Raw genomic sequence first — 22999 nt, forward strand, 5'->3', positions numbered from 1 at the left:
CCCTTCAGGGGGTTTTCCAGTACCCCCGGGCCGCTTCCGACGAGACCCGGCCCACCGCATTCACAGACGTGGGCTCAACTCTCCTTCTTGGAATCTGAATCGAGCTTCGGGAGCCCGACGCTCCGGGAGAGGTGCTTGAAGGCGGTGAGCCACATCTCCACCTCGCGCCGGGACAGCGCCGCGCGGGTGAGCGAGTGCATCATCTCCGCGAGCAGCGCGTCCGGGGCCTGCGTGTTGAGGAAGCCCACCTTCAGGAGGACCTGTCGCATCCAGGCCTGGAGGGCCTGCACCAGCCGCAGCGGGGCACCTTCCACGGCGCCGGGCGTGGTCTGCTCCACCTGCTCTCGCGCGCAGAGGTAGAGCAGGACGGCGGCCGCCTGGGCCAGGTTCATGGAGGGCTGCTCGGGCCGGGTGGGGATGACCAGGGCCTGCTGGCAGTGGCTCAGGTCCTCGTCGGACATGCCGCGCTTCTCGCCGCCGAGCACCAGGGCCACCTTGCCCCGCTGCGCGTGCAGCGACAGCAGCGCCACGGCGTCCTCAGGGGAGAGGGTCGACATGCCGCGCAGGTTCTGGCGCGAGGTGGTGCCCATGGCGAAGACCACGTCCTCGAGGGCCTCGGGGAGCGTGGGGTAGATGCGCGCGGACTCGAGGATGTGGCCGGCGTGCACGGCCATGCGGCGCGCGCCGTCCATCTCCTGGAGCTGGGGGTCGGAGAGCACCAGTTCCGCCACACCGAAGTTCGCGGCCAGGCGCGCCACGGCGCCGAGGTTGTCCGGGCCCTGGGTCTGGTGCAGCACGACGCGCAGGTGGGAGGTGAGAGCCATGCGGCCACCTTACCCGCCACGTGTGGACCCGTCGCGGACATCCGCACGGGCGCGTTCCCAGGTCTATTTCTTCCAGCCTGGTCCCACGGACATCTCGTAGTCGAGACGAACGGCTTGCCCGGACTCGACGCTGAAGTCCGTGCAGCGCTCGAAGCTCGTGCAGATGACGTAGTCCCCCGAGGCCAGCTCGGCCTCGTAGAACCCGTCGCCGTCCGACTTCACCGAGGTCACCAGCTCACGGTCCGGCTGCGTGCGAATGCTCAACTCCATCGACCGCGGCTCGGGGTCGCAGGAAGAGGAGCACACGTCGTCGACATACTCGGTGAGCCCGTAGACACCCTGGGAGATGGTCCGGGCCGATTCGGGGTCGAACTCGCCACAGGCCACACCGCAGGCGACGACCGCGGTGAGTGCAGCCTTCTGGAGAAGAGAGGACGATGTCATGAGCGAGACCCTAGCGCAGGTGCCTTTACGCTGTCCGAGGAAGACCGGGCCAGCCACAGCGCGCTCGCGACGAACGCGGAGATGGCTGTCCAGTAATAGAAGCGGTACTCGGCGCTCACGCTGACGGGGAGATACGCCAACGCATAGCAGGCGCCCGAGGCGGCCACGCAGAACATCAACCCACCATCCAACGCGCGACGACGCCAGCCCACGACCGCCAGCGCCAGCGTCAACGCCAGCCACGGTGCGCCACTGGCCGCGACCCACGGGAACTCCTCGCGCATCGCCGACAGGGCCCGATGGACCGCGGTGTGGGTTCGCAGCGTCAAGCCCAGGTCGTTGGGATCGATGACGCGGTGGAAGCTCCCGATGTCCCGATAGTAGCTGTCGGAGGAGTCTCCCAGGCCGAGGCTCGCGGAGTACGTCGACAAGCGATGCCGCAGATACGCGCCTGGATGCGTGCGCACGACCCGGAGCCACTCGCGTGTCAGGGCATCCCTTGCTTCGAGCACCTGCGTCGTGGAGATGGAGCCACGCGCCGGTTCTCCCCATAGAAGCGGAGTGATGGACCGGGGGTCATACAGTCCGCCCAGCTGCTCCGGAGTCCATTGCCACCGCTCCACGAGCGGCGAGCCATCCATCGCCGAGGGCTCGCGCACGTAGACGCCCACCACGTCGAACACCAGCAGCGCGCCGGCGATCCACGACTTCTGCGCGCCCATGGCTCGCTCGACGAAGCCCGGGGCGCACGCCAGGATTCCGAGCAGGATGCCACCGGCGATGAACGGGCGAGCCCGCTCCTTCATCAGCGCGGGGACGCGCGCCACCACCATGGGCACCAGCAACACACTGGCGACGATGGCGTTGTGCCGCGTCAGGGTCGCGAAGACCAGGCAGGCGAAGGCCCAACCCGGACGCCCTCGGGTGAGCAGCACCACCGTCCCCAGCAGCATTACCGCGTTGAACACGTCCTTCCAGAGCGTCACCCCGACGGCCCAGGTGCTCGGCAGCAGGCAGTACACGACGAGCAGCGCGAGCGCCCCCAGCCCGCGTCTTCCGGAGACACGCCCGAGCAGGAGGACAGGGCCCAGCGACAGCACCAGGAGCTGGAGGGCCAGCACCGGCCAGGTCGACCCCGTCAGCGCGAAGGACTTCCCCAACACGAACGAGAAGAAGGGAGAGTGCCAATCCGAGTAGCGACCCGCACGCCCCTGCGCCAGCATGTCGAGCGAGTCGCTGGAGAGCAGCCCGGGCTGGAAGGCCACGAAGAGCAATACGCCCCAGACGCTCATCAGCGCCAGCCGCGCGCGCCAGCTCCCGAGCACCGCGAGCAGGCGGCTGCCGGCCGACATCGAGGCGGAGGGCGTCTGCTCGACCTCGGGCGCCGAACCCTTCGGAGCGGGCGTCGACGGTTCCACCTCCGGCAGGGGCCGGACTTCCATCCCCATGGGGGCCTGTCCTCCGCGTGGTTGAATCCATCCGAAGCCTGTCAGGCCAGGCCCATGGAGCCAAAGGGCTCATCACCTCGGGAGCGTCGCCCAAACGACATTCGCCGGGCCGATATCCATACGCCAAGCCCGCGCCCGAGCGACCGTACGCCTCCCACGAACTCCAAAGACTACACTGCCCGGCTCCTTTCCCAGGAGGCTTTATGAGCAAGCATTGGAGTGGAGTGACGGCCACTGTCGTGGCCACCCTGGTCCTGCTGGCGTGCGGTGGAGTGGCACCGGAGTCAGACGCGTCGACGGCCGACGGACCTGGCTCTACGAAGGCGGACTTCTACTACCAGTGCGGCGACGGGAGCTGTGATGGGAACGAACCCACCACCTGTCCCGCGGACTGCGCAGGACTGTGCGGAGACGGCTACTGCGCACCCTACGAGAATACGTCGACGTGTCCGAGCGACTGCTGGTCTGGTCCTATCTGTGGCAACGGCGTCTGCGAGTCGGGAGAGCACCCCGGCAACTGCTCGTTCGATTGCTGGCTGTCACCGACCTCCTGCGGAGATGGCATCTGCGACGCGGGCGAGAACAGCAACATGTGTCCCCAAGATTGTGGCTCGTGTCCCATGTCCTCATCGCCGACGCGCGAGGTCCCTCCGGATGGGGCGTTCTACTACCAGTGCGGCGACGGGAGCTGCGACGGGAATGAACGCGTCACCTGCCCCGCGGACTGCTGTGCGTAGCAGGGACGGATGAACTCCTGAGCGTTCCGGTCGAAACGGAGGAGCACGAAGATCGCGAACAGCGCTCGGAGCCCTTCGTGGGCCTGAATCGGCACCTTGCGAGGAGGCGCCTCCTCGCCGAGCATCCGTTCGTGTCTTCGCGCTCCTCCAGGTCATCGCACCGCGCGCAGTTCGTGGACAAGTCCACGGTGAGCGCCAACGTCCCGACTCGTCACGTCCTGACGGACATGTTCGTCCGGACACGAACCCACGAGGTCGCGGTCATCCTCGGCGCGGCGCTCTGCACGGCGTTGTTCGCGCAGGTCGCCATCTCGGTGCCGGGTTCACCGGTGCCCGTCACGGGACAGACGCTCGCCGTCGTTCTCACCGCCGCCGCGCTCGGGCCTCGACGCGGGCTGCTGGGACAGCTCGCCTATCTGCTGCTGGGGGCGGTGGGCCTGCCCTTCTTCGCCAAGGCGTCGAGCGGCTGGGGTGCCCTGCTCGGACCAACGGGCGGCTATCTGGTGGGCTTCATCCCCACGGCCTTCCTCGTGGGACTCGCGGCCCAGCGTGGTTACGACCGGCGACTGTGGACGGCGGTGCCCCTGTTCCTCGCGGGACAGCTGCTCGTCCTGGTCATCGGGATGTGCTGGCTGAGCGTGGCGAAGTCGCTCGACCTCGCGACGGCCTTCCAGAAGGGCTTCGTGCCCTTCCTCCCCGGCGGGCTGCTCAAGGCGCTCATCGCCGGGGTGCTCACGCACTTCGCCTGGCGGTTCGCCCGCGCTCGCGAAGTCTGACATCCGTCACACCACGACGAAGTCCACGTTCTTGAAGCCCCGGGTACGCGCGCAGACCTCGTAGCCCTCGTGCGCGCCTTCGTCGTTGGTGTTCGCCTCGATGGTCTGGAACGTCTCCTCATCCACCTCGGTGACGATGCCCGAGTGGGACCAGTCCCCCGGCGTGCGCCTTCGCAAGAACAGACTCCCGGGCCGGATTCGCGCGCGGTCCGGCGGAGCGCTCAGGCTTGACACGAAGCGCTCGCGCGCCCTGCCCTGCGCCGCCAGCAGGTCACTGGAGAACGTGCGCTCCAACGGCATCGGCGTCCCCAGCGTCCTCGCGGCCTGGTTCAGACAGAAGGTCGCGAACCCCGCGGACCAGCAGAAGGACGCACCCTCGTTCCCATCCAGGTACAGCCGCACCCACGGCCCCCGGTTGCGTCCGCCCACCTCGCGCGGCAGTTGCCGCAGGTGCTGCGCCGCGTACGCCACCGTCAGCGCCCCCAACGTGCGCCCCGCCGGCGGAATCGTGGCCAGCGCCGCGCGCAGCGGCCCCGTCAGCCGCTCGAACGTCGCCGCATCCGCGACGCCCGAGACGGGCAGCCCCACCTTCGCCTGGAAGCGCTTGAGCGCGGCCTCCGTCGCCGGACCGAAGTCCCCGTCGATGGCGACCGCGAACCCGCTCAACGTCAGCCATTCCTGGATGCGCCGCACACCGGAGGACTCCTCACCCCGGCGCAACACCTTGCCCAACTCGACTTCGCTCATGGGACACCCGCGCGCCAGCTCGTGGCCGCGGGGCACATCCTGTCACCCCGCGAAGCCATGACGCCACCGAGCCTCCCGCAACGTCAGCGAGCAGGCGTTTCGGCGGGCAGCTCGTGGTCTTCCAGCGAACGTTCCCGCGCGTCCGGAGTCTCTTCCACCTCACCCGCCTCGCCGGCGCCGCCCATGCCTTCCTTGAAGCCCTGCGAGGCCTCCTCGGCGGCCGTCTTCATGTCCTTCGCCGCCTCGCGCGTGCCCTCGCGCACGTCCTTCGCGGCCTTGCCCACCTCACGCCCCACCTGCCGCGAGTTCTCGCGCACCTCCCCGTCCTCGCACCCCGCGAAGGCCACCAGGGACGTCCCCAAGCCCAGCAGCGTGAGCCACTTCCATCGTGTCCGTGCCATCTCGCCTCCCGTGCTCGTCGCGTTCGTTTCTTCCGCCGACCAAGCTAGGCACCCCCACCCCTGACAGCGGGCACTCAGCCGAGCCCCCTCCCCCTCGTCCCAGGGGCAATCCATCACCATGACGCAGTGCGCCCGCGCGCAAGCACATCCATCCCCGACACGGCTTCTTCCTGGAACTCGACAGAACAGCGGCCCTAGGCTCCCGCCATGGACCTCATCGTCGAGAACGGACTCGTGTTCGATGGTCTGGGCAACCCACCCCGCAAGCTCCACGTGGGCATCCAGGCAGGCAAGGTGGCGCGCCTCTCCGAGGGCCCCATCGAGCGCGGCCCGGGCACCCGGGTCATCGACGCCGCGGGGCACTGGGTGACGCCGGGCTTCATCGACTTCCACACCCACTACGACGCCGAAGTCGAGCTGGCCCCGTCGCTCTCCGAGTCCGTGCGCCACGGCGTCACCACCGTCGTCGTGGGCAGCTGCTCGCTGAGCCTCGCGGTGGGCAAGCCCGAGGACCTGGCGGACATGTTCTGCCGCGTCGAGGCCATCCCCTACGACACCGTCCGCTCGCTGCTCGAGGAGCGCAAGTCCTGGGACACGCTGGGCGGCTACATGGAGCACCTGGACCAGCTCCCGCTGGGTCCCCATGTCGCGTCCTTCCTGGGACACTCCGCGCTGCGCGCCCACGCCATGGGACTGCACCGCAGCCTGGACTCCACGGTGCGCCCCAGCGAGGACGAGCTGCGCCGCATGGAGTCGCTCGTGCGCGACGGCTTGGACCTGGGCTACCTGGGCCTGTCCATCATGACGCTCAAGTGGGACAAGATGGGCGGCTCGCGAGACATCCGCAGCCGCCCCCTGCCCTCCACCTACGCGCGTTGGAGCGAGTACCGTCGGCTCACGAAGCTCTTGCGCGAGCGCGGCCGCGTCTTCCAGGGCGTGCCCAACATCAGCACCAAGGTGAACGTGGTGCTGTTCCTGCTGGAGAGCATGGGCCTGTGGCGCAAGACGCTGAAGACCACGGTCATCTCGATGATGGACCCGCGCGCCAGCCGAGGCATCCACCGCCTCATCGGCGTGCTCTCGCGCGCGGCCAACACGCTCTTGGGCGCCAACTTCCGCTGGCAGGCCCTGCCCGAGATCTTCGACCTGTGGGCGGACGGCATCGACCTGGTCGTCTTCGAGGAGTTCGGCGCGGGCGCCGCGGCGCTGCACCTGCAGGACGCCACTTCCCGCGCGGGCCTGCTCAAGGACCCCGTCTACCGCGCGCAATTCCGAAGCCAGTGGACCAACCGCTTCCTGCCGCGCGCCTTCCACCGCGACTTCAATCAATCGCAGATCCTCGAGTGCCCGGACAAAAGCGTGGTGGGCAAGTCCTTCGCGCAGGTGGCGAAGGAGCAGGACCGCGACGCGGTGGACGTGTTCCTGGACCTCATCGCCACGCACGGGGACGCGCTGCGCTGGTACACGGTGATGGCGAACGACCGGTTGCAGGAGCTGGAGTACATCTGCAAGCACCCGGACATCCTCATCGGCTTCTCGGACGCGGGCGCGCACCTGCGCAACATGGCGCACTACAACTTCCCGCTGCGCCTGCTCCGACTGGTGCGCGAGGCCGACAAGCGCGGCGAGCCGTTCATGACGGTGGAGCGCGCGGTGCACCGGCTCACGGGTGAGATTGGCGAGTGGCTGGGCATGGACGCGGGTGTGCTCGCCGAGGGCAAGCGCGCGGACCTGGTCATCGTCAATCCCGAGGGCCTGGACGCGAAGCTCGACGCCATCGCGGAGGCGCCCATGGAGAACTTCGGCGGCTTCGTGCGCCTGGTGCGCCGCAACGACGCCGCCGTGAAGAGCGTGCTCATCTCCGGCCGCGAGGCGGTGAGTGACGGCGCGGTGTCCCCGGCGCTCGGCCGCGAGCGGGGCTTCGGCGGCGTGCTGCGCGCCAACGCCTGACGGCGGAAAATGCCGCGGGAATATCCGCGCGAAGGTCCGTTCCAGCCAGCGACACCGGGATTGAACCCCCGGCGAAGCACTCGACTGGAAAGGCACTGAATCATGACGCGTGGAACGAACCTGCTGTGGACCCTGCCGCTCACCCTGCTCGCCGTGGCCTGCGGCGAGGGCATGGAGGTGGCGCAGACGCCGGAGAACACCCCGGCGATGGAGGAACTGGGCGAGGCGAAGCAGGGCCTCGTCGTCACCGGACGCTGGGGCTGGGGCACGCCGGGCAACAGCGGCCCGGACCTGGACCTGGGTCCCTCCAACACCCAGACGTGCTTCCTCACGGGCGTGCGCGGAAACCTCAAGGGCCAGTCCGCCCACCCCTACAACCCCATCTCCAGCGTCGGCGTGTACGAGGAGGGCGGCCGCTGGAAGCTCAAGACGCGCGACGGCATCGGCACGGGCGTGGTGGGCGAGGCGACCTGTATCGCCAACACCGCCAACCGCGTGTCCATGAGCTGGTCGGAGTGCACGTCCTTCAGCTGTGCCTTCCCCTACGTGCCGGTGAACACGAATCGCCGCTGCTTCATCACCAGCATCTGGTCGCGCGCCGGCATGACGTTCCACTACCAGGGTGACTCCAAGCCGGGTCTGCTCGTCAGCAAGCAGACCATCTTCCCGCCCAACGGCGGCGCGTCCTACGACGCGTGGGTGCTCAAGGGCTGGTCGTCCGACGACGCGAGCGAGCCGGCCAACATGGGCGGCACCGCGCACTGCGTGGACTTCCCCGGCGGCGGCGTGGCGGATGGCTCGTGGGAGGGCAACGCCACCGTGCAGATGTGCAACGGCGCCTCCACCGTGGGCCTGCTGCGCGGCGTCTTCGGTGACTTCACCGGCGGCTACGCGGACGGCGTGACGCTCACCAAGAACGACGCCACCGGCTGGACGGACCTCAAGGTCACCAACGGCAAGACGGGCTACGTCAGCTGCGTCTGGTGAGCGGCGACCAACGCCACCACCTCCTCCGCGCAACCCCACGAAAGCGTGACGCCCGCGCCTCCGTGTCCGTAGTCATGCACCACCCAGCGCCCCGCGATCACCTCCGCCTCCAGCCTCACGGTGGGTCGTCCGGGGCGCAGCCCCACCTTGTGCTCCACCACGTCGAACACCGCGCCCGGCGGCAACAGCGGCGCGTTGCGAGCCAGGATGCCGCCCGCCGCGGCCGGGTCCGGAGTGAGTGAGCCGTTCCCCTCCTCCACCGTGCCGCCGAGGATGCAGTCGGCCGAGCGAGGAATCACGTAGGCGATGCCGCCCTCGTGCTCGTCGTCGAAGAGGAAGCGGTCCGTGGGCGGCGGCGACACGCGCAGCACCTCGCCCCGCACCGGATAGAGCGTCGAGTCCCCCACCACCTCGCGCGCTCCCAGCCCCGTGCAGTTGACCACCAGCGACGCGCGCGCCCAGGCCTCGTCGAGCGAGCGCACCTCGCGCTGGACAATCCTTCCGCCCAGCGCGCGCAGCCGTGACATCAGGAACGGCAGGTAGCGCGGCATCTCGATGACCGGCGCGGTGAAGTGATAACCCTCCAACAATCCTGGCGGCAGCTCCTCCGGCCTCGCGCGGCGGAAGTCGGGCACGCTGTCGCGCCACCACGGGTCCTCCACGTGGCGACGGAACAGCTCGACGCCGGAGACTTGCAGGATGCCCGCCTCGGGGTGCTCGTGCGCGAGCGAGGCCAGCACGGTGTATGTCCTCCTGGCCCAGGCGTTGACGCGCTCCTGCGGCCAGGCGCGGTAGGGATACCAGACGGCCGCCGCGACATCCGACGTCGTGTGCGGTGACACCTCCCGCGCCCACACCTCGACGGTGTGCCCCGCCTCCAGCAAGCGGATGCCGCAGGTCAGACCTGACACACCACCACCCAGGACGACGATGAACATGGGACCGCAGCCTACCGCGCGCGGCACGTCAGGGTTGACCCGCAGCGTCATCCGCGAGGCGGTGTGCGATTCGCGCCTCTATTTTCCACGGTTTGTCGACATCCGCGTCTTTGGCTTAAGACACACGAACGCAGTGCTGGCTTCGCGCCCCGGGACGCGAAGTGACGGGGAGGGTCCAGCGGATGGCCGCCGAGCTGGATGCACCAGGGAAGTCCACTCGAGGGCGACGCGCCCCTCGCCTGCGTGCGTGGCACCTCATCCCGCTGCTCGTGTTCCCGGCCATCCTCATCGCCCGCTCGGGGCCGCTGGCCCACCGCCGCCAGGAATTGCTCTGGCTGACCGACGCACGCACCCGGCCGCTGGAAGCGCGCCTCTCCGTCCCCGCCGCGGATGTGCACCGTCCCTACTCGCGTCCCCGCGAGGAGCGCGCCTCGGTCGCCGTGCCACTGCGAGAGCTGGCGCGGCTGGAGGAGCAGGCAGACCGCGCCGGCATCGCCGCGTCCTATCTGGTGCATGGCGACCCGCAGCAGGGGCTCGCGCACCTGCAGCACGCACAGCCGTCCCTGAACCGGGACAATGACCAGGCCGTGGCGCTGCTCCTGCTCGGGCGGCATGACGACGCGCTGGAGCGACTCGACACGCTGCTGGAGGCATCCGGGCGCCATCCCCAGGCCCTGTGGAACCGGGCGCTCGTCCTGCGGGAGATGGGGCTGCACCTGGTGTCGGCCTCGGTCTTCGACGAGGTGGCCGCGCTGGGCGAGGCGGGCTGGAGCAAGGAGGCCCGCGAGCAGGCGGCCGCGCTGCGGCGCTCCGTGACGCAGCGGATGGAGTCCTGGAAGCGCACCCACGCGGCCATGACGCGGCTGAGCACGGACGCACGCGCGCCCGTGCCGCTGGAGGAGGCTCGCCAGCATCCCGGCATCGCGCGCGGGCTGTTCTATGACGCCGTCCGCACCGCCCCTTCCTCCGCGCGGGTGACGGCGCTGCTGCCCCTGGCCGAGCTGCTCGACGGCATCCACGGCGGCACGGCGCTGGCCGAGTACACGCGCGCCACCGCCGCGCGGGACTTCACCCGTCGCGCGCCGCTGGCCGCCGAGTACACCAGGCTCCTCGAGACGCGTGCTGCCGCCTCCGCGGACCTCCTCACGCGGCTGCGAGCCTCGGGGGAGGCCGATCTGCTGCTCGGCGCGAAGCTGCGTTCCCCCGACGCGCCGAGCCCTCCCGACGAATGGGAGTCGCTGGCCCGGAAGTGGAATGACCCCTGGGTGGAGCTGCTCGTCCAGGACGCGCTCGCGATGCAGGAGGGACTCGCGGGTGAGGCGTGGCAGGCGGACCAGCGGCTCAAGGCCGCGCTCACGCTGTGCCGGGAGAAGCGGCTGCGCCCGCGCTGCGCGGACCTCTTGCGCAAGGTGAGCCACCGGGCCACGTCCGCCAATCGCCTGCTGGAGGCCGACGAGACGGCGCGCGCGAGCTGGCGCGAGGCGCAGTCCATGGGCGAGTGGGAGCTGGAGTCCGCCGCGCTGCGCGCGCTCTCGCAGGCCGCGCGCTTCCAGTTCCGCGTGGCCGCCGCTCGCGCCTACCTCGCCGAGTACCTGGCCCGGGCGCCCGACACCTGTGACGTAAAGAACTACGTCCACCGCAACGTGGCGGCCCTGGAGCTGATGCGGCTGCGGCCCCAGGAGGCGCGCCGAGCCCTGGTGCGCGCTCAGGAGTGTGGACCCACCGTCGGGCTCGTCGGCGCGTGGACGCTCACGGACCTGATGCGGCTGGACCGCAAGCCCCAGGACGAACAGCAGATTCGCGCGGAGCTGGCCCGGGCCCTCGCGGCCCGCGAGACACCCGGGCGAAGGATGCTGGCCCGGCTCGTGGAGGCGCGCTTCGAGCTGCTCCTGAACCGGAGCGTCGGCAACCAGAAGCTCGCCGCCGTCATCCGCGACGCGGAGCCGTACCTCTCCACCGATGCGGACGCGCGCGACGCGGCGGCGGTGGCCTACCAGACGATGGCCGTCACCGCGGGTGAGGCCGGTGCCTTCAATGAGGTGCCGGACGTGGTGGCCAGGCAGCTCGGCGTGACACGGCCCCAGCAGTGCGCGCTCATCGCCGCGATGGAGGCCGAACGCACGGTGGCGGTGGCGCTGGGGCCCCGGGGTCAGGTGCTGGGACACCTGGATGCCTCGCGCAAGGAGCCGCTGGGCGAGGACCTTTCGGGGCTCGTGCCGGAGTCGCTCCTGGCCCTGCTGAGGCCCTGTCCCCAGGTGGACGTGCTCGCCGCGCCGCCGCTCGACAGCCGCGCCGGGTTGCTGCCGCCCGAGATGGCGTGGAGCTACCGCGTGGCGACGCGGACCGCCACCGCGCCCGACAGGAAGCCCGCGGCTCCGCTGCACGTGGTGGTGGCCAACGTGGAGACCCCCGCGGGGCTGGGGCTCGCGCGCCTGTCCTCGTGGGAGTCGACGCCCGCGCCCGTCGGTCAGTCGATGGAGCTGTCGGGCGCGCAGGCCACGCCCTCGCGCGTGCTGGAGGCCATGGCGCGCGCCACCGACATCGAGTTCCACGCTCACGGCGTGGTGGACCGCAGCCTGTCCGAGGCACCGGTCATCGCGCTGGCCCCCGAGTACGACGGGCGCTACGCGCTCACCTCGGAGGCGCTGCGGCAGGTGAAGCTGGAGGGCTCGCCGGTGGTGCTGCTGGGCGCGTGCAGCGCGGCGCGACTGCCCCCCTTGCTGCATCAGACGTCGTCGCTGCCCCAGGCCTTCGTGGGCGCCGGAGCGCGCGCGGTGTTCGCGGCGACGGTGGACATCCCGGACTCCGCGGGGCGCTTCTTCCAGGGAGTGCGAGAGCGCATCCACGGCGGCGCCACGCCGGCGGTGGCCTTGCGCGCGGAGCGGCTGCGCTGGCTGCGCGAGGTCAAGGGCGCGCCCTGGGTGAGCCAGGTCTTGCTGTACGAGTAGCGCCACCCACGGCCTTCGGGGAGGCCGCGGGTGCTGGTGAAGCAGAGCCGTGCCCGGGAGCACGCGCGAGGGGGAGGTGGACATGCACCACGCGGAACCGCTGGCCATCTACAGCCTGCACTTCGACCGAGGTGACGCGGACAGTGGCACGATTCCACTCTGGAATCCCGTCACGGACACCCGCTTGGGCGAGCTGCCGGAGTGGATTCGCGACCATCGCGCCGAGCCCGTCGCGTACGTGCGAGGCGCGCGCCCCTCCGTCCGGGTGTCCCTGCTCGCCAACCACTTCGTCCCCTCCTCCTTCGAGCTGAGCGCCTTCGGCCCCGCCCTCTCCACGCCGGGCAGTCCGGGCACGCGCATCCGCTGGCTCGGTCCCCATCCGGTGAGCCTGGAGCGCACGGCGGGCTGGAGCACGCTCGCGGAGCCGGTGCCCTTCAACCGGCCGCTGCCCAACCACATCGGGACCCACGCGCTGGAGCTCCAATGGGTGGCGGAGTGGACGGACGCGGACGGCAGCCCGCGCACCCTCTTCCTCGGGGACAGCCAGCACGAGCTCTTCACCACGGGCGCGCCGATGCGCCACGGAGAGACAGGGGCGCCCGTCTCGGGGGCCTACGCGCCGCTGGTGCGCTGGTCCTCGCGCTGGTGCGCGGGGCTGGAGTCGCGCAAGGACATCTGCGACGCCGTGCTCCGGGGGCTCCCGGAGACGGGGCTGCGCTACGGCGTGCCGGCGTGGACGGTGCGGCACATGCTGGCGGTCGGCGGCGGCATGTGCGGCGGCTGGTATCAGCTGCTCCAGCAACTGGCCAACATCCAGGGCGTCAGGCTGGAGGGGCGCACGCTGCACCTGAGGCCTCGCGAGGACGCGCGCACGGACGAGGTGCGCTGGGAGGCGATGGTGGCGGTGGCGCCGGGCATCAACCAACCCGAGCCCAGCCGGCTGACGCGGTTGCACGGCCGCTTCCAGGACTGCGCGCACTACCCCTTCGCGCCGGACGAGCCGGTGGAGCTGCTGGGCCGCGTGGAGTCCCGCTATGCCTTCATGGCGGGCTGGGATGACGGCCACTGCCTGAACTTCCTGGAGGACTCCGGCCGGCTCTACCTCTACGACGCCTGCTTCCGCAGCGAGCCGGTGGAGCTGGACATGCCGCTGCCTCCCGCGGACGGCAGGCCCGTCCGACTGGGGAAGGACTCCTCGCTGCGTCGTCGCTACCTGCACCCCACCCTGCCGTTCCTCATGGGAACGCTGCGAGCCCAGGGGCGACTCTGGGAGGTGGACCTGGAGCGCAACGCGTTCGGCATCACCGTCGGGACGGAGCAGGTCCCAGAGATAGACATCATGTGGACACGCTAGGAGTTGTCATGCCGACGATACGCGAGCAGCTCAGGCGGATGGTGACGGAGCGCGACGTCCCGCCGCGAGGCTTCGCCTGGGCAGAGCTGATGGAGGCCTTGGAGGAGTTGGAGGACGCCGCGAAGCCCCTCGCGGCGGCGCCCCTGGAGGGCGAGGACGTGAGCGCGCTGGTGGAGTTGCTGAACCAGAAGGGCCGACTGCCCATGCGGGGACAGACACCGGCGACGCACTCGATGCCACCGGAGGAGCTGCTCCAGCTCAAGGCGCTGAAGATCCTCGAGCAGGCGGGACGCATCGACCGTGCCCAGGACGTGCTGGAGCGGCTCGACCGCGAGCCCGGCTCCCCCGCCCTGAAGGCGATGGCGCGACGGCTGCTCAACCGGGGCGGCGGAGAGGAGCCGGCGTAGGCTCACGGGACTCCGGCCGGGGAGTCCACGACACGTCGGGCCCGGGCACGGCGAAGGACTCGTGGACCGTGGCGGCACCGCCCTCCGGGGAGTGATGGGTGAACCACCAGCCCACGGGAAGGAGCAGCAGCTCACCGGGCAGGAGCTCCACCTCCAGACGCGGCACCCCTTCCGGCACCGACCTGGCGCCCCACACGCGGTGCAACGCATACGCGGGGAGCAACTCCAGACATGCGCGACCCTGGACCTGACACAGCAAGGTGTTGCGGCGCACGGGCGTCAACGCGCGCGCGGCGCCCGGCGCGTCCCGCCACTCGACCGAGGGGGACTCCGGGGCCACCAGTCCCACGGATGAGCGCGTCACCACGGGGAGGTTCTGGAAGTAGTAGCGCTCGAAGAAGTCCTCGGGCGACAGGTGCTCGTGTCGATCGATGCGCGCGTGTCCCTCCGATTGTCGATGGAGGTCTCCATAGAGGTCGAGCAGTCCCTCCAGCTTGCGCTGCATGGCCACGGCCCGCGCGGCGCCCTGGAAACATGGGTCCTCCGCCTCCGCGTGCACCGCGGCGCGCGCGAGCTCCGGGTCGACTCCGGCGCGCGAGAGCACGGCCACCAGGTCCTCGACCTCGGAGCCTCGCAGCAGGTTCTCCACCACCCAGCGTCGCCACTCCGGCGCGAGCACGTCCGGCTTGTCTGCCTCCGTCATCGGGGAGCCCTCTCCGGCCTGGGGCCGATCCAGTAGTCGCGCCACTCCACGTTGCGCTGGGGTCTGTCGAAGCTGACGAACGTCACCGACATGCTCACGTCCAGCGCCTCCACCGCGTGCCACCAGCCCACCGGAATCAGCAGCGTGTCTCCCGGCCCCACCACACACGAATGCAGTGTGGCGCGCGCGAAGCCGGGGTAGCGCGTCAGGTCCGGGGCGCGGATGTCCACCGCGCTGTAGAGCCCCCGGTCGTTGTAGAGGCGGGGCGTCTCGCAGGGCGGCAGGAGCCAGAAGCGCTTGCGCCCCAGCACCTGGCAGAACAGGACGTTGAGGTGGTCGTGGTGGAGGTTGGACACCGTGCCCGCGGGACCGAACCACAGGTGCACGCTGTCCGGCGCGCTCAGGTCCGGATGGATGTAGCCCGCGGGAGGACGCAGGTCCTGGAGCAACGGCCGGAACGCGGGGCGCAGGAGCAGGCTGTTGCGCGCCACCAGGTAGACGTCGTCGGAGCCTCGCGTCCCGCGCACGTGCGTCACCAGCTCTCGCAGGAGCCACGTGCGGCGCAGGCGCTCGGCGTGGAAGTCCGGGTCCGCCTCCGCGTCCCGGCCCGCCATCACCTCGACCGGCTCGTCACCGAAGCGCTCCTCCAACCACTCCGGCGTCCACCGCGTCCGTGCGGGCCAGTCGTCCAGGAGCCCCTCGATGACGACGGGCTGGTTGCGCGCGTAGTAGCGCTCGAAGAAGTCCTCGGCCGGAAGCCCGTGACACCGCTCCACCGCCGCGGGCGTGGGCCCCGGGTGGCGCTGGGCGTGCAGCGCGGCGCGCGCCGTCAACAAGGCCTCCAGCTCGTCGCGCAGGGGCGCGGAGCGCTGCCCGTGACGCACCGCGGGGTGCTCGGCGATGGTGCGCACGGCCTCGTGGGCCCGGGGCTCGGACAGCCCCAGCGTGAGCAGCACCTCGACGAGCCGGGCGGGCCCCACCCCCGCGGTCAAGTTTTCCGCGAGCCAGGAACGCAGGGACGCCGGCAGGGTCTCGCTGTCGTCACGAGTCATGTTTCGCGCGGTGCGATATACCACCCACGAAGGCAACCACGTTGCACTGGGGATGGCATGACGACGTCCAAGGAACCTGCTCCAAGAATCGTTCCGAATCCTCCGCCCAACCCGGCCACGCGGCAGGCGCCGCGCATCGTCCCCAACCCGGGAGGGCATTCCGCTCCCTCCGTGGAGAGGACGACGCCCACCGAGCCGCCGACCACGCCGCCGCTGAAGAAGTGACGACGCCCGCGGGCCTCATCCGAGCCTCCACCACGTGTTGCCTCCCGGGACGTCGAACTCCTGGAAGGTGACGGACACGCTGACGTCGAGCGCGTGCACCCAGTGCCACCAGCCCGCGGGAATCAGGAGCATGTCACCGGGCTCCACCACGACCTCGAGCACGTCGGCCTCGCGATACAGGGGGAAGCGCGTGAGGTCGGGGTGCTCGGCGTCGACCTGGCTCCACACCTCCAGGTGGCTGTAGACGTGGTGGGTGTGGAACGAGGGGATGAGGCGGAAGCGCTTGCGTCCATGCACCTGTCCGAACAGGACGGTGCCCAGGTCGTGATGCAGCTGCGTCAGCGTGCCGGCGGGGCCCACCCAGAGCTTCACCGCGCCCGGCCGGTCGGAGGCGCGCAGGAGGCCTGACGGGTAGCGCACGTCGTCGAGCAGGCCGCGCAGCTCCTCGCGCTCCAGCGCGAAGTTGCGCGCCGTGAGGTAGAGGTCGTTCGACGGCCCGCCCTCCTCCAGGCGACGGAGGAACTCCTCGAAGCGCATCACCGCGCGGCACGCGTCCGGGTCCAGGTCGTGGTCCACGCGCGCCTCCCGGCCGGCCATGACCTCCACGTCCACGTGGCCGTAGCGCCGGGCCAGGGACGATGGGCGCCAGTGCTCCATCAGGGGCCAGTCGCGCATGAAGCCCTGGAGGTGCACGGGCTCGTGGGCCAGGTAGTGGCGCTCCATCAGCGCCGGGATGGAGAGGTCCGTGTGACGCGCCAGGTGGCGGTGTCGACCGGATTGACGATGGAGCGCGACGCGGGTGTCGAGGAGCGAGAGGACGTCTTCGTGTCGGGTGAGGTGGCCACGTCCCATCGACACGGCGGGATGCTGCTGGACGGCCTCGACGTGAGCGTGCGCCTCGGACAGCGGCACTCCCGCGGACACCAGCGTGTCCACCAGTCGCGTCGGGGCCACGCCTCGCACGACGTTCTCGGCGAGCCACGCTCGCCACTCCGGATCCAGGCTGGATGAAGCGACGTCCACCATGCCCCCATCGCTGTCGCGTGCGCGGGCCACTCTACCGAATCCGCGTCTGCGTGCGTGGCGCGTGGCGCCCCGTCGCTCGCACCGTCCTGGAGCGGCCGGGAGGCACGGTGGGACAGCACGACGCGCGCACTCCCTAGATTGAGGGCCGAGAGGACACGCGATGACACCAGCCCACTGCCGGTTCCGTTTCGTCCGCACGCTCGCTGGCCTGGGTGGCCTGACAGCGTGGCTGCTCACCCTCGCGCCCACGAGCGTGCTGGCACAGGACGACGATGATGACGAGGAGGCGGTGGCGCCCCAGGTCGCCTGCTACACGGCCGCGAGCCAGGGCGGGCTGACGGACGACTTCGCGGCCACCCAGCTGTGTCGCGGCGCGCGCTCCTCCGCGCCGGCGAAGTGCTTCCTGCGCGTGCAGGAACAGGGCTCGCTGACGCAGGCGCAGGCGCTCCAGCTCTGCCAGTTCGCCACCGATGAGGACGACCCGGCCGCGTGCTATCTCCAGGCGCGAGGCAAGAGCTTCGGCGACGACGCGCGCCTGCTCCAGCTCTGCCAACCTCCGGTGACGGAGTTCCTGCGCTACTGCCCCGTGCCCGTGCAGTAGGCCGCCGCGCTGCGGTCCGTGTACCGTGTCGCACCTGACAGGTCGGGTGGACTCGCCGACAATTCCGGCGGGCCCTGGGCTCCGTGACACTCGCGTCCATCCCCTGGCGCGAGGCGCCCTTCCCGGAGCTGGCTCATGTTCCTTTCCATTCGACACGTCGCGAGGCTCGCGCTCGTTGTGGGGCTGGGGGTGTTGGCGCCTCGCACCGCGCTGGCCGACGAAGGGCCACTGGTGACGTGCGTGGGGGTGGAGCAGTCGACCTATTCGCCAGGCCTGTTGTTGTTGACGCCGCGCGACGTCCTCTTCGAGGGGCGCATCGACTACACGAGCTGCCCCGTGTCGGATGGCGTCGTCACCTCGGCCGTCTACGTGGAGAGCGTCGTGCTGAAGAACGCCACATGCACGGCCGCGCCGAGCCTGAGCACCGCCACGGTGGCCTGGTCCAACCAGGAGGTGTCGACCCTGTCCATTCTGGGGGTCGAGGCCAACGTGGTGGGCAACCTCCAGGTGTACACGTCCGTCGGCACCGTCACCTCGGGGCGGTATTCGGGCAAACTCGTCAACCTCGTCGTCGCCATCCCCATCCTCGACCAGCTCGCGGCCTGTTTGTCTCCCCAGGGGCTGACGACACTCAATGGCCTGTCCACGCTGACGGTCCTCGGCCTGTAGAGGCGGCTGGCCGTGTCGCGCGTCACCAGCAGCCCCGATACGGGCTAGGGTGGCGTCATGACGGTGCAGCCGCCCTCCGAGGATGAGCTTCCCACGGCCCGTGAGCTGGAGCAGGACGAGGCCAGCACCACGCCCACGTCTCGCCTGCTGCTTCCCCTCGGCAACGAGCCGCTCGCCATGCTCGCGCGCCGAGGCTTCCAGGCCACCGTCGCGCCGCTCGACCTGCCCTTCCCCGCCGACCTGGACCCGAGCCGCGCGGAGCGGCTGGTGGAGCGCCTGGGCCACTACGCGTTCCGACTCTTCCTGCGCGGCGCCATCCTCCGTCGCGGCAGCTTCACGCCCCAGGAGGCCACCCGCTACCTCGAGGAGGACCGCGCCACCGCCTTCGCCGAGGACCTGGTGTCCATGGACCTCGCCACGCGCGAGGAGGCCGGCCGCTACCGCCTCACCCACCCCGCCCTGAGCTTTGGCGGCACGCTGGAGTGGTACGTCGCGCACGAGCTGCGCGAGCGATTGCGCTTCGACGTGGCCGCGGGCGTGAAGTTCCACGCGCCCGACGTCGGCGGAGACCTGGACGTCGTGGCGACCGCGGAGGGCCACCTCGTCTACCTGGAGATGAAGTCCTCGCCGCCCAAGCACCTGGCACCGGACGAGGTCGGCGCGTTCTTCCGCCGCGTCCGCGCCCTGCGCCCCCACGTCAGCGTCTTCGTCATGGACACCGCGCTGCGGCTCTCCGACAAGGTGCTGCCGCTGCTGCAAGCGGAGCTGAGCGTCCAGCCGCCTCCCCCACCCCGGCGCATCGTCCGCGAGGTGTGGGCGCTCACGCCGCACCTGTACGTCGTCAACGCGCGACAGGACTTGATGGGGAACATCGGGCTGGCGCTGGCGGAGGGCTTCCGCGCGCTCGCGCCGCCCGCTCCGTGAGCCCGCCTCTCCGGGGCGAGCTCACGAAGCCGACTTCAGACGGACTCAGTGCCGGGGGGCACGGGCCTCGCGGCCCCGGGCACGCGCGGCCTTGGAGAGCGCATCCGCGCCCTGCTCGTCCCCGCGCATCCACTCCTTCATCGCCGGGACGACCTGCTTGCTCCACGTCTTGCCGACGCGGACCTTGAGGAAGTCGTTCACCAGCGCGTCCACCATCGCGGAGAGCTGCTCGGTGAGGAACAGCCGCTCGCTGAGCTGGTCATCCTCCTCCTCGCTCATCAGCGCGGGCAGCTTCGCGGCGCGGATGTCGAGGAACTCCGAGTCGATGGTGGCCTCGTACTCCTTCTCGCCATGGGTGAAGCGGATGCGCGCCTGGGCCACCAGCAGGCCCTTGTCCAGCGCGTGCTTCACCTGCTCCGAGTACGGCGCCAGCGTGCCCTTCGCGCTCAGCTCCGTGACGTCGCCCGCCACGCCGCGCAGGATGATGCGACCCATGAAGAGCACGTTGACGCCCGTGCCCTCCAGCTCCACCAGCGCGTCACCCGACTCCGAGCGCCAGAGCATCCACGTCAAGAGCTCGCGGCCCAGGTACGCGCGGCCTCGCAGGAGCTGCTCGCGCGCCTGCCCCTTCTCCACCTCGGCGACGTCCTTCGTCTCCTCCGTGGAGGCGCCGTCGACCCCAATGTCTCCTCGCGCGAAGGCGGCATCCGCCCGCGCCTGCTCACGCCTCGCCATGCACCACCTCCGCCCCGGCACCCGCCGGCAGGTCCATCCCGATGAGCTCCGCGGTGGGCCCCAGGGCCCCCTCGTCGATGCCCGACGCCTGCGCGATGGCCGCCGGCGTCAGCGCGACGAGCTTCAGCCCGAGCGCATTCTCCAGCGCGATGAGGATCTCCTCCACCACCTTGCGCGACGCGGCCCAGATCTGCAGCTGCTGGGTGTTCTGGTTCCAGCTCACGTCCAGCACGTTGGTGCGGGGCGTGGTGCGCGTGCGCAGCATCTGCTTGATCTGCGCCTTGGCCTGCGTCTTCTCCGCGCGCGACGCGGGGCGGTCGTTCTCCGCCTCGAACTGGGTGGTCCACTTCGCCAGCTCCGCCTTCATCGCGGCGGCGGGGACCTTCAGCGAGTCGATGCGGAACGAGAACAGCGCGTACTCGCCATAGAAGACGCGCCCGACGGAGAAGTCGACGGCGTCCGCGTTCTCCAGCTCCACGAAGCCCGCGGCCCGGTCATCCTCGGAGCGGCGGTCGATGGGCTCGAACGCGTTCGCCTTGAGGCCCCGCGGGAGCGAACGCTTGATGTCGGAAGGCGCTTCCTTCGACGGTTCGACCCGGAAGCGCGAGAAGGTGACTGCACCACGTAGGACTGGCATGGGGCGCGGCAGGATGGGGGGCGCGGGCGACCTCGTCAAGGCACTCCTGGTGCTCTCCTCGGACGGACCCTCTCCGGGATTCTCATGCTTTCTAGAATTTTCTGATGAAGCCCGCGTCTGCGGGCTGTCACCCCTGTCCGGGCGTGACAGCCCCAACGCGTGGACGGCGCCTGGCGGTCCACGCCACCCCACAGGACACACATGCCACAGCAATCCCGCCCCGCCCCAAGGTGGATGGCCCTGGGCTGTCTATTGTCTCTCGCCGCCACGAGCGCACACGCGGACCCCGCCTCGCTCGCGCTGCTGCCACCGCGAGTCGAGAGCACCACCCAGTCCGCCGAGCAGGTCCCGTCGCGAGGCACGTCGGTGCTCGGCGTGACGGCGAGCGACCCACAGGGCTCGCCGCTCACCTTCACGTGGACCTCCACGGAGGGGGCCCTGGCGCCGCCCGTCCACGGCGCCACCACGAGCGAGGTCACCTGGACCGCGCCGGACTGCCTTCCTCCGAGCAGCGCGCCGGTGAAGGTGGCCATCACCAACGGCCACGGCCTCACGTCCGAGGTGGCCTTCACCTTCAACGTCGGCGGTGACCTGTACCTCGACTACCAGAAGCCCTTCGCCGCCTCGCAGTTCAGTCACCTGAACGGCGTCACCCTCTCCGAGAACGGCTCGCTGCGACTCGCGCTGCCTCACGGGCCGATGAACGCGGAGCGCATCATCTTCGAGGAGCCGGTGTTCCTGTCGCTCCAGATGGTGCGCAAGAGCGCCGTCGCCAGCCACACGCTCGGGTGGATGTATCACGACGAGCTCGTGGCGCGCGGCTACGTCGGAGCCAATGACACGCTGCTCGACACGAACGGCAATGGCATCGCCGACCTGCACGAGGACCTCTACAACGTCGCGCCGCACAGCGGTCCCCAGGCGCGGCCCTACATCGGCGTGAATCCCCGGTGCCCGCGCAGTTTCGTCTCGGGGGGCTTCACGTACAGCGAGCCGGACCTCGCGATGAGGTCCACCTGTCTTTCGACCTTCCGGCGTCAGCCGCTGGCGGATCCCCGTCCGGGACAGGGGAACACCGCCTACACCACGGACGTCGTGGGTCAGTGGACCGTCGACACCCACCCGAACGGCTACTCGGACCGGGGGCGCTTCGCGCGCATCCCCAACCTGCTCGAGCCCGCGCTGCCGGACAACGACTTCAAGGGGCTGGGCCGGCTCGCCGTCCTCCTCACGGACGACGACGAGGACGCGACCACCTACAATCAGATGGGGCCCGTCCAGGACGGCCGGCTGGCCTTGCCGGATGGCATCCCCGACTACGACGTCTCCGCGTACACGGCCCAGGGCCTGCCGAATCCCCAGAACCCCGACCCCGGCATCACGCCGCGCGACCGGAAGGTGACCCTGGGCACCATCGACAGTCACCGGGAGATCGTCTTCTTCCTCGTCACCTACTACGAGAGCAAGCACGCGCCCGCCGACACGGGCATCACGTTCCCCTGCTTGAAGAAGTCGCCGGATGGCAGGTGCGCCCTGTTCCTCCAGTCCCCCGTCTCCGTGTTCTTCTCCAAGGCCGCCTGGAACCTGGACATGGACACGCGAGGCACCAGCCCCGCGGCCGAGTTCAACCAGGGCTGCACCTATCGCGACACCTGCGACCGCGTGCACCCCACGACGCCCACCGCGTGCGCCCTGCCGGGCAACGGGCGGCCGATGTGTGGCTGGCTGGATGACCTGGGCATGCACACGCTGCGCAGGCCCGAGTACGGCGCCATGATGCTCCCCTCGGAGCGGCTGGTCGTCCCCGCCGCGTCGAACGGCGCCATGCCGCACCTGGCCCTGGCCTCGACACCCGCGTACCCGCGGCGCTGGTTGATGGGCTGGGAGGACCTCAATGGCGGCGGCGACCGGGACTTCGCCAACGTCGTGTTCCAGTTGCAGGCCGAGCCCTCGGGGCTCGCGCGCACTGCCTCGCTCGGGGCCCTGCCCCAGGACCTGGACCCGCGCTGCTTCGTCTCGCGCGTGAGGGTGGGGAAGTCGGACGCGTTCGGCCCCTACTGCGCCTCCACGAGCGAGGTCTACGCCTCCTACGCCATCTCCCCCGACTGCAGGGTGTGCTCGGCGGGCACCTGCATGCCCAACCCGACGCCCACCTGGCTGCATGCGCCCCTGGCCGCGGGCGTGTCGGAGACGGTGATGGATGTCTCGACCTTCCAGGGCCAGAGCCTGTGCTGGCAGGCGTCGCTCGGCACGCGTGACTTCATGTGCCAGCCGGAGGTCCTCAACGTCGACATCGGATACGAGCTGACGCGCACGCCATGACGGGAGCGTGAAGCAGGGGCCGGGAGTCGTGACGCCTCGCGGGTCCGGCTCCCACCCCCTCTCCCAGGCACCGCATCGCGTCCGCGACGAACGCAGACGCGTACCATTGCGACGCGCGATGGCGCATCGACGGGGTCGTCCTCC

Annotated in this window: 23 protein-coding genes; 12 read left to right on the forward strand and 11 right to left on the reverse strand. The window is 70.4% G+C overall.

The genetic code is table 11. The annotated features are described in order from the left end of the window. Positions 1–74: 74 nt before the first annotated feature. The 3 genes from OWM54_RS01790 to OWM54_RS01800 form a co-directional block, all read right to left on the reverse strand. Positions 75–824 carry an RNA methyltransferase gene (locus OWM54_RS01790; RefSeq protein WP_223751067.1) on the reverse strand — a complete coding sequence of 250 codons (750 nt, stop codon included), beginning with the start codon at positions 822–824 and terminating at the stop codon, positions 75–77. A 63-nt stretch (positions 825–887) separates the two neighbouring features. After that, positions 888–1268, reverse strand: coding sequence for a hypothetical protein (locus OWM54_RS01795; RefSeq protein ID WP_223784325.1), 381 nt, complete (start codon positions 1266–1268; stop codon positions 888–890). Then, on the reverse strand, positions 1265–2716 hold the full coding sequence (locus tag OWM54_RS01800) for a hypothetical protein (RefSeq protein ID WP_267696458.1): 1452 nt from the start codon (positions 2714–2716) through the stop codon (positions 1265–1267). Before OWM54_RS01800 ends, OWM54_RS01795 begins: the two co-directional genes overlap by 4 nt. A 203-nt stretch (positions 2717–2919) precedes the next feature. Here OWM54_RS01800 and OWM54_RS01805 point away from each other — a divergent pair, with 203 nt between their 5' ends. Both OWM54_RS01805 and OWM54_RS01810 read left to right on the forward strand, forming a co-directional pair. Next, positions 2920–3453, forward strand: coding sequence for a tenascin-X (locus tag OWM54_RS01805; protein ID WP_267696459.1), 534 nt, complete (start codon positions 2920–2922; stop codon positions 3451–3453). 131 nt (positions 3454–3584) lie between these two features. Further along, a complete protein-coding gene (locus tag OWM54_RS01810; RefSeq protein WP_267696460.1) occupies positions 3585–4229 on the forward strand; it encodes a biotin transporter BioY in 645 nt (214 codons plus the stop codon). 6 nt (positions 4230–4235) lie between these two features. On the opposite strand, the gene OWM54_RS01815 is transcribed toward OWM54_RS01810, so the two are convergent. Next, positions 4236–4976, reverse strand: coding sequence for a peptidoglycan-binding domain-containing protein (locus OWM54_RS01815; RefSeq protein ID WP_223751063.1), 741 nt, complete (start codon positions 4974–4976; stop codon positions 4236–4238). An 83-nt stretch (positions 4977–5059) separates the two neighbouring features. Further along, positions 5060–5377 (reverse strand): hypothetical protein, encoded by a 318-nt coding sequence (locus tag OWM54_RS01820; RefSeq protein WP_223751062.1) that lies wholly within the window; start codon positions 5375–5377, stop codon positions 5060–5062. 207 nt (positions 5378–5584) lie between these two features. Between OWM54_RS01820 and OWM54_RS01825 the strand changes: the two genes are divergently transcribed. Continuing rightward, the gene (locus tag OWM54_RS01825) at positions 5585–7327 is read left to right on the forward strand and encodes an N-acyl-D-amino-acid deacylase family protein (protein ID WP_267696461.1); all 1743 of its coding nucleotides are present in this window, start codon (positions 5585–5587) and stop codon (positions 7325–7327) included. 102 nt (positions 7328–7429) lie between these two features. Next, positions 7430–8314, forward strand: a complete 885-nt coding sequence (locus tag OWM54_RS01830) for a hypothetical protein (RefSeq protein ID WP_267696462.1) — start codon at positions 7430–7432, stop codon at positions 8312–8314. Here the strand turns inward: OWM54_RS01830 and OWM54_RS01835 are convergent. Continuing rightward, positions 8293–9252, reverse strand: a complete 960-nt coding sequence (locus OWM54_RS01835) for an FAD-dependent oxidoreductase (RefSeq protein WP_267696463.1) — start codon at positions 9250–9252, stop codon at positions 8293–8295. The genes OWM54_RS01830 and OWM54_RS01835 overlap by 22 nt on opposite strands. A gap of 182 nt (positions 9253–9434) precedes the next feature. Here OWM54_RS01835 and OWM54_RS01840 point away from each other — a divergent pair, with 182 nt between their 5' ends. The 3 genes from OWM54_RS01840 (at position 9435) to OWM54_RS01850 (ending at position 13961) form a co-directional block, all read left to right on the forward strand. Further along, the gene (locus OWM54_RS01840; RefSeq protein WP_267696464.1) at positions 9435–12200 is read left to right on the forward strand and encodes a hypothetical protein; all 2766 of its coding nucleotides are present in this window, start codon (positions 9435–9437) and stop codon (positions 12198–12200) included. 82 nt (positions 12201–12282) lie between these two features. Beyond that, positions 12283–13554: a hypothetical protein gene (locus tag OWM54_RS01845; protein ID WP_267696465.1), complete on the forward strand. Its 1272-nt coding sequence runs from the start codon at positions 12283–12285 to the stop codon at positions 13552–13554. An 8-nt stretch (positions 13555–13562) separates the two neighbouring features. Beyond that, on the forward strand, positions 13563–13961 hold the full coding sequence (locus OWM54_RS01850; RefSeq protein ID WP_141322857.1) for a hypothetical protein: 399 nt from the start codon (positions 13563–13565) through the stop codon (positions 13959–13961). Here the strand turns inward: OWM54_RS01850 and OWM54_RS01855 are convergent. Beyond that, positions 13930–14664 (reverse strand): hypothetical protein, encoded by a 735-nt coding sequence (locus OWM54_RS01855; protein WP_267696466.1) that lies wholly within the window; start codon positions 14662–14664, stop codon positions 13930–13932. The genes OWM54_RS01850 and OWM54_RS01855 overlap by 32 nt on opposite strands. Further along, entirely contained in the window at positions 14661–15656 is a 996-nt protein-coding gene (locus OWM54_RS01860) for a cupin-like domain-containing protein (protein WP_267696467.1), read from the reverse strand. Before OWM54_RS01860 ends, OWM54_RS01855 begins: the two co-directional genes overlap by 4 nt. Before the next feature lie 117 nt (positions 15657–15773). On the opposite strand from OWM54_RS01860, the gene OWM54_RS01865 reads away from it, so the two are divergent. After that, positions 15774–15941, forward strand: a complete 168-nt coding sequence (locus OWM54_RS01865; RefSeq protein WP_223751048.1) for a hypothetical protein — start codon at positions 15774–15776, stop codon at positions 15939–15941. A 15-nt stretch (positions 15942–15956) separates the two neighbouring features. Here the strand turns inward: OWM54_RS01865 and OWM54_RS01870 are convergent, their stop codons facing one another. Continuing rightward, the gene (locus OWM54_RS01870) at positions 15957–16997 is read right to left on the reverse strand and encodes a cupin-like domain-containing protein (RefSeq protein ID WP_267696468.1); all 1041 of its coding nucleotides are present in this window, start codon (positions 16995–16997) and stop codon (positions 15957–15959) included. A gap of 130 nt (positions 16998–17127) precedes the next feature. Between OWM54_RS01870 and OWM54_RS01875 the strand changes: the two genes are divergently transcribed. From OWM54_RS01875 to OWM54_RS01885, 3 genes are all read left to right on the forward strand, one after another. Further along, positions 17128–17568, forward strand: coding sequence for a hypothetical protein (locus OWM54_RS01875; RefSeq protein ID WP_267696469.1), 441 nt, complete (start codon positions 17128–17130; stop codon positions 17566–17568). 135 nt (positions 17569–17703) lie between these two features. Then, complete coding sequence (locus tag OWM54_RS01880) at positions 17704–18237, forward strand: hypothetical protein (protein ID WP_267696470.1); 534 nt, start codon at positions 17704–17706, stop codon at positions 18235–18237. A gap of 57 nt (positions 18238–18294) precedes the next feature. Further along, the gene (locus OWM54_RS01885; protein WP_267696471.1) at positions 18295–19161 is read left to right on the forward strand and encodes a hypothetical protein; all 867 of its coding nucleotides are present in this window, start codon (positions 18295–18297) and stop codon (positions 19159–19161) included. 45 nt (positions 19162–19206) lie between these two features. Here OWM54_RS01885 and OWM54_RS01890 read toward each other — a convergent pair whose 3' ends face one another. Further along, positions 19207–19896, reverse strand: coding sequence for a hypothetical protein (locus OWM54_RS01890; RefSeq protein WP_141322863.1), 690 nt, complete (start codon positions 19894–19896; stop codon positions 19207–19209). After that, positions 19883–20533 carry a recombination-associated protein RdgC gene (gene rdgC, locus OWM54_RS01895; RefSeq protein WP_141322884.1) on the reverse strand — a complete coding sequence of 217 codons (651 nt, stop codon included), beginning with the start codon at positions 20531–20533 and terminating at the stop codon, positions 19883–19885. The genes OWM54_RS01890 and rdgC overlap by 14 nt, the downstream gene beginning before the upstream one ends. A gap of 201 nt (positions 20534–20734) precedes the next feature. Here rdgC and OWM54_RS01900 point away from each other — a divergent pair, with 201 nt between their 5' ends. Next, positions 20735–22855 (forward strand): DUF4114 domain-containing protein, encoded by a 2121-nt coding sequence (locus OWM54_RS01900; protein ID WP_267696472.1) that lies wholly within the window; start codon positions 20735–20737, stop codon positions 22853–22855. Positions 22856–22999 lie beyond the last annotated feature (144 nt).

Origin of the sequence: Myxococcus sp. MISCRS1, from assembly GCF_026626605.1 — a bacterium.
GTDB lineage: Bacteria > Myxococcota > Myxococcia > Myxococcales > Myxococcaceae > Myxococcus > Myxococcus fulvus.